Below are 5,867 nucleotides of genomic sequence, written 5' to 3'. Positions count from 1 at the left end.
GTCGGAAGCCGGCTTGTCTTCCTCAACGATCGCCTGGATATCCGCCTGCATCTTGCCGTGCTGAAGCGCGCAGATGGCCTCGCCGATCGCCTTCTTCGATTCAAAGAATTTGTAAATGTAGGCCTTTGACAGCCCGATGGCATCAGCCAGATCAGCGATCGTGGTCTTCTTGTATCCGTAATGCCCGAAATGCTCGATGGCCGCCGTCATGATCTGATCCCGGCGTTCATGATCGACCGGGCCGCGTTGTCCGCTGTGAGGCGCGCGCATCCTGTTCCTCCCGACTGAATTCCGCCTTCTAGATAGAACGCAGCTTGTAAATTGACAACGAGTGACGAATATGTATATCGGTCACTTGACAACACCAGGACGATGCATGTCCGGGGCTGATCGAAAGTCGTGCGCCATGAATCTTTCGCTTCCCGCATCCCAGCGGAACGCCAATCCCCTGCGTCATCTCACGATGGGCATGCGACTGCATTCTGCCGCAGCCTTGGCCATAACGCTCCTGACGACGGCCTGCGCGGTCGGCCCCAACTATCATGCGCCCGATACGCATCTTCAGCCCTTCCACAGTGCCACCGCCGTCGACGCACGCCAGGCAGCCGCAGCTCCACCGCTGGATACATGGTGGGAGGGATTTCACGATCTCGAACTCTTACGCATAGAACAGCGTGTCCTGGCTCAGAACCTTGATCTCGCGGCCGCGATAGCGCGCGTCCGCCAGTCGCGAGGCGCCGCGGAGGCGGCCACGGCGCGTTTGCTCCCGACCTTGGATTTCAATCCGCAGGCATCCGCAAACCGACTGTCGCAGGAGGGGCTGATCGGCCATGTCGTGCGCACAGTACCGAGCTTCCACCGCGACTATCGCACCTATGACGTCAGTGGCGCTGCAAGCTGGGAAATCGACCTGTTCGGTGGCCTGCGACGTGGGCAAGAGGCAGCGCGTGACGAGGCAGAAGCCGCACAGATGGAACGCGTAGGGGAGCGCATCACGGTGGCCGCCGACGCGGCGGACGCGTATTTCCAGATCCGAGGAGACCAAGCCCGCCTGTCAGTCGCGGAAAGACAGATCGCGGTGGACGCCCATCTCCTGGAACTGGTGCGGCAGCGGCGAACGAGCGGCGTTTCGAATGAGCGCGAGCTGGCCCAGACTGAAGCCCTGTTGCAGTCCGCCCGCCAGACCGTGCCGCTGATCCGCATTGCGCTCGAAGCCCAGCTCAATCGCCTCGACGTGCTGATGGGCGCGCAGCCCGGTACCTATGCTGCGGAACTGGGAACGCCGTCCGAAATTCCGGCCATCCCGGCTATCGGCGCCACCGACAAACCCACGGACATACTGCGCCGCCGACCGGACATTCTGGCTGCCGAACGCAGACTGGCGGCATCAAATGCCAGGATAGGCGCAGCACTCGGCGACTATTATCCCAAGCTCTCCCTTTCCGGCATCCTGGGATTTCAGAGCATCAATCCTCAGCATCTATTCACGGCACCGGGGTTCCAGGCTGTCGGATCAGGCGCCATTCGCTGGCGGATCTTTGATTTCGGCAAAATCGACGCTGAGGTACAGCAGGCACGTGGCGCCAATGCCGAGGCCCTCGCGCGTTACCAGATGACGGTTCTCCACGCCGCCGAGGATATCGAAAATGCATTCACGACCCTGCTACAGACGGAGCAGCGCACTGGTGAATTGCAGATTGAAGTCGCCTCGCTGACCCGCGCACGCGATCTTTCCCAGCAATCCTTCCAGGCGGGTATCATTCCTTTGACGGACGTATTGGACGCTGACCGGCAGCTTCTCGACTCGCAGGACCAACTGGCCCTCAACCGGGCGAACGCGGCGCGCGCGGCGGTCAGCTCCTTCAGAGCCTTGGGGGGAGGCTGGCCTACATGAAAGCGATCATCAACCGAACATGGAAGAGGTTGGCTCGTTTCTCTTCTACATACTTATTATTCTACTTATTCGTGGGGCAGCGATATTCTGATCTGCTCCCGGCAAATTGGATTGTTTTTGGTCAGAGTTTTCCGTGTCTTTTCTCTGGCTGAGAGGAGCGGAAAGCGATGAAGGCATCGAAATTTTCGGACACATAGAAGGCGTTCATTCTGAAGCAAGGGGCTGACGGCATCCCCGTGGCGGAGATTTGTCGGAAGGCTGGGATCAGCCAGGCGACATACTTCAACTGGAAGAAGAAGTATGACGATCTGCTGCCGACGGAGCTACGGCGACTGGTACCGATCACAACCCGTGCCCTCCTTCGGTGATCAGACTGCCGAGGCGCTAGTCCGGGAGGGACGCGCCGAGGCCGTCCGACGTTACCTGGATCGGATTGCGACCGGCGGTTACGCGTGAGGTTTACCGGACATGTATTCAGGGCTCACAATCCCCGCTGGTCTTTCACCCCATTATCAGGCGACGGCGCGACGCTTCATGGGAGACGATTCAATCCGGTCGGCACGCCTGCCCTTTATACGTCACTTCGAATGGAGACGGCCTAGCTTGAGGCCCAGCAGGGTTTTCCATTCAAGCCTCAGCCCCTGACCATCTGTGCCTATGACGTCGATAGCGAGCCCGTCCTCGATCTGACCGATCCGTCCAGCTTTAACGATCTTGGCTTCTCCCCCGTAACCCTGGCTTGTCCCTGGGAAAATCTTGCCGACCAGGGCAAGACACCGCCATCATGGGAACTAACAAAGACGCTCATAGCCAGCGGAGTAGCTGGCATCGTCGTCCCGAGCTTTGCCCCTGGAGCGACGGAAAATGACAGAAACCTCGTCTTCTGGAGTTGGTCAGACAATCCTCCCATCCGCGTGACTGTCATTGACGACGAGAGGCGCCTGCCAGCAACCGCAGTATCATGGCCATAAACGGATGGGAGAGCGAAATTGCCGAATGATAGTCGTCCAGCACCTCGGCTTGGTGCCCGCTATAGCCGGGGAAGCGACAGGTCCTCTGTTAGACGGCGGACGTGGAAATACAGACGTCATTCTGTGATCGCAGCTTCATGATTTGCGCAGACGCCATCCTTGGCCTGTCTACGCAAATAGATAATTTGGACTGCCAAACCAATAACGAGACAGATGAGTAAGCCGAATTGCGTGCCGACAAGAAGCGGTGAACGTGGGTCGGTCACTAGAGGATGGCCGTCGGGAACCCGGCGCAAGATTTCGGTCGCGGCTGGCACCATCAGCAGAAACACCGTCATGGTGAGAAAGATCGTTTCCAGATATCTGCCAGAACGATCGAAAATCGACGTATGACCAATGCCGTACCCGGCCAGCAGAAGCAGGATCGTCACGGCACCGAAGCCGTAGCTCACCGGCTGCTTGGCCACGAGGAATGCCGTCACCGCGCCGATCAGCATCGCCACGAAATAAGCAGTCCCAGGCGTCGATCGCGGGACAATCCGTCCATGACGGACGAACATATACCCAGCCAATGGAATGGCGGGCAGACTTCCGAGCGTGTGTAACCAGCCAACAGGGGTGATTCCAAACATGTTAGTCTCCATCATGCAGAGTTAATCTGAACCTACTAGTAGGTAGATATGAGGGGTAAGATTTCCCGGTCGGCTCCATGCCTGACGCTGGAGCCGGAAGCCTCTCCTCGTCATTCATGAGCAAAATATAACCGTTGCGGGGATCGCTTTCTGTCCCGATCAGGACAGATGTTCTCTCCGTTCCTTCTTTGCATTCCGGCTGGGCGGCGCGATCATCCGCTCCATATGCGCGCCTATGACGACACCGAAAATTTTCGGATCGCCATAGGCCCGTGCCGAAAGCATCGCACCATGAACGGTCGCCATGAACGCGTCCGCCTCGACATGCGGCGGACTCGTCAGCCGAATTTCCCCGGTGCGCGCACCGCTCTCCATCGCTGTTGCCAGCCAGTCCGACAACGCGCGGAAATGCGCACGGACTTCCAGGGCAATCTCCCCGGGCAAGACGGGGAGCTGGCTTGCCAGCAATGCGCATACGCAGAACGGAGCGGTCGCATCCGCGATACAGGCTTCCCAATACCCGACATAGCGCCGCAGTTGTTCGAGCGGATCGCTGACCTGAAGGGCGAGATCCGCCAGCGCGGCTTTGGTGTCTTCCCGATAGCGTGCGACCAATGTCCGCACCAGATCAACCTTGCTGGGGAAATGGTGATGAATGCTCGCCTTGCGGATTCCGACCACCTCCGCGATGTCGGCATAGCTGAAGCCGTTATAACCACCCGCGACGATCAAGGCTCGTGCGCAGGTCAGGATATCGTCCGCAGTCGTGGATAAATTCGCCATGCATAGTGACTACCTTCTAGTAGGTAGAGCGTCAAGCCCGAGAAATGGGGCGATCTGGCGGATGCACCGAGATGCCGACGCACCCATGCGGCCTCCTCCGAAGCCGTGCGCCGGAAGAGCCGGCTGAAATCGCATCTGAATTGCGGGGAAAGTAGAATGTCAGGTCTGGGTGAGAAAGATAGACAGCCCGTCATTCCTTTGAGGACACACATCGTAGGCATCATTTCTCCGTGGCACATCAGCCTATTGCGTGTCAGTCGCGCGATACGGATAACCCTGCGAGAAGCGGAGCATATGCGGCGAGCCTGCGGGATACGAATTCGGTGAAGAGCCGCACGCGCTTCGTCTTGCGTGTCTCGCCCTGTGTGAGAAACCAGAGCGTTCCATGCCTGTGCAGGTCGGTGCCCGGGACCCTTGCCAGCAGGGGGTCGGCATCTCCGACGAAGCATGGCAGTTTCGTCATCCCGATCCCTTGCCGCGCAGCGACGATCTGAGCCTCGGCGTCCGGGGTCCTGAACGGAGCGCCTGTCGCGTGGACCTCTCCGCAGCGGGCCCAGCCGGGAAGTCCATTATTGTTTATGACGATCCAGCGAACAGGATCGGCTGCGTCGGCACGCCACGCGGTCAGGCGATCGCGCGACATATAGATGCCGCTGGACAAGGCGGGGCCTGGCAGGCCGTGAAGATTGGGCGGCAGCGTTTCCCGGTCCAGCACGATGCGGATCGCGATGTCGGCTTCCCGGTTCGTCAGGTTCGCGATCGCGCCGGTCGGCAGGACCTCCATCTCGATCTCCGGATGCATGCGGGCAAAATCGGCAAGATCCGGCATAAGCAGATGTGTTGCGAGGAACGGCGGCAACGTTACGCGCAAGAGCCCGCGCACGCCCTGGTCGCGACCGAAAACGCGTGTCTCCAGCTGGCGCGACGAGGCTTCCATCTGGTTCGCGAATTCGAGGATCTCCTCGCCCGCTGCCGTCAGGCGGTAGCCCGCCGGCAGCTTTTCGAACATGTGCGTCCCGAGATGCTCTTCAAGCTGGGCGATCCGCCGCAGCACGGTGGAATGGTTTACCCCCAGATGCCCGGCGGCGGCCCGCACCGAGCCTCCGCGTGCGACGGCCAGGAAGTAGCGAATGTCGTCCCAATCGATCATGGTGCGCTCCGGCACCGCACGGTGCGCCTTCCAAAGCCCATATTCGCCACATTATGCGCCATGACGCGCCGTCGCCATAGCATATGGCGACGAATTTTCTTCGGCTTTCAAACGGCGCGTACCGATCGTCCGACCGACGTCAATCGTCCGGCCGGATCGATTTCGCACCACCGATGTGCGTGTTTTCGCACTCAACGCCTGACTCCGGCGGACCCATGTTGGGACTCTCGGGGATATCCCCGAACGATCGGAAACGGAGCCTGGAGGGAAAGATCATGGGAAAGCTTGAGGGCAAGATTGCCGTCATCACGGGTGGATCGAGCGGTATGGCGCTGGCGAGCGCCAGGCGGTTCGTTGAAGAAGGCGCCTATGTGTTCATCACCGGCCGAAGACAGGAGGCTCTGGACGAGGCCGTCAAGCTGATCGGCCGGAACGTG

At 59.8% G+C, this 5,867-nt stretch carries 7 protein-coding genes and 2 pseudogenes; 5 read left to right on the top strand and 4 right to left on the bottom strand.

Annotation, left to right across the window (positions count from 1 at the left end):
• Positions 1-270 (bottom strand): TetR/AcrR family transcriptional regulator (locus tag HLH35_RS19465; protein ID WP_182980713.1); only part of this gene is annotated, 270 nt, incomplete at its 3' end.
• 136 nt (positions 271-406) lie between these two features.
• Here HLH35_RS19465 and HLH35_RS19460 point away from each other — a divergent pair.
• The 4 genes and pseudogenes from HLH35_RS19460 (at position 407) to HLH35_RS19445 (ending at position 2,865) form a co-directional block, all read left to right on the top strand.
• Entirely contained in the window at positions 407-1,894 is a 1,488-nt protein-coding gene (locus HLH35_RS19460) for an efflux transporter outer membrane subunit (protein ID WP_182980712.1), read from the top strand.
• A 206-nt stretch (positions 1,895-2,100) separates the two neighbouring features.
• Positions 2,101-2,229: pseudogene (locus tag HLH35_RS19455) on the top strand (transposase); the annotation flags it as partial.
• Positions 2,195-2,350 (top strand): antitoxin Xre/MbcA/ParS toxin-binding domain-containing protein, encoded by a 156-nt coding sequence (locus HLH35_RS20360; protein ID WP_220790789.1) that lies wholly within the window; start codon positions 2,195-2,197, stop codon positions 2,348-2,350. The pseudogene HLH35_RS19455 and the gene HLH35_RS20360, both read left to right, overlap by 35 nt.
• Positions 2,347-2,865 (top strand): annotated as a pseudogene (locus tag HLH35_RS19445) (RES family NAD+ phosphorylase). The gene HLH35_RS20360 and the pseudogene HLH35_RS19445 overlap by 4 nt, the downstream one beginning before the upstream one ends.
• A 116-nt stretch (positions 2,866-2,981) precedes the next feature.
• Here HLH35_RS19445 and HLH35_RS19440 read toward each other — a convergent pair.
• The 3 genes from HLH35_RS19440 to HLH35_RS19430 all read right to left on the bottom strand — a co-directional run bounded on the left by HLH35_RS19440 (position 2,982) and on the right by HLH35_RS19430 (position 5,430).
• The gene (locus HLH35_RS19440; RefSeq protein ID WP_182980711.1) at positions 2,982-3,497 is read right to left on the bottom strand and encodes a DUF2306 domain-containing protein; all 516 of its coding nucleotides are present in this window, start codon (positions 3,495-3,497) and stop codon (positions 2,982-2,984) included.
• A gap of 159 nt (positions 3,498-3,656) precedes the next feature.
• A complete protein-coding gene (locus HLH35_RS19435; protein ID WP_182980710.1) occupies positions 3,657-4,280 on the bottom strand; it encodes a TetR/AcrR family transcriptional regulator in 624 nt (207 codons plus the stop codon).
• A 253-nt stretch (positions 4,281-4,533) separates the two neighbouring features.
• Positions 4,534-5,430 carry a LysR family transcriptional regulator gene (locus HLH35_RS19430; protein ID WP_182980709.1) on the bottom strand — a complete coding sequence of 299 codons (897 nt, stop codon included), beginning with the start codon at positions 5,428-5,430 and terminating at the stop codon, positions 4,534-4,536.
• A 275-nt stretch (positions 5,431-5,705) separates the two neighbouring features.
• Between HLH35_RS19430 and HLH35_RS19425 the strand changes: the two genes are divergently transcribed.
• The coding region (locus HLH35_RS19425; RefSeq protein WP_182980708.1) for an SDR family NAD(P)-dependent oxidoreductase at positions 5,706-5,867 on the top strand (162 nt) is incomplete at its 3' end.

The sequence above is a fragment of the Gluconacetobacter asukensis genome, assembly GCF_014174375.1.
In the GTDB taxonomy this organism is placed as follows: domain Bacteria; phylum Pseudomonadota; class Alphaproteobacteria; order Acetobacterales; family Acetobacteraceae; genus Gluconacetobacter; species Gluconacetobacter asukensis.
This window is presented reverse-complemented; position numbering and strand designations above follow the sequence as displayed.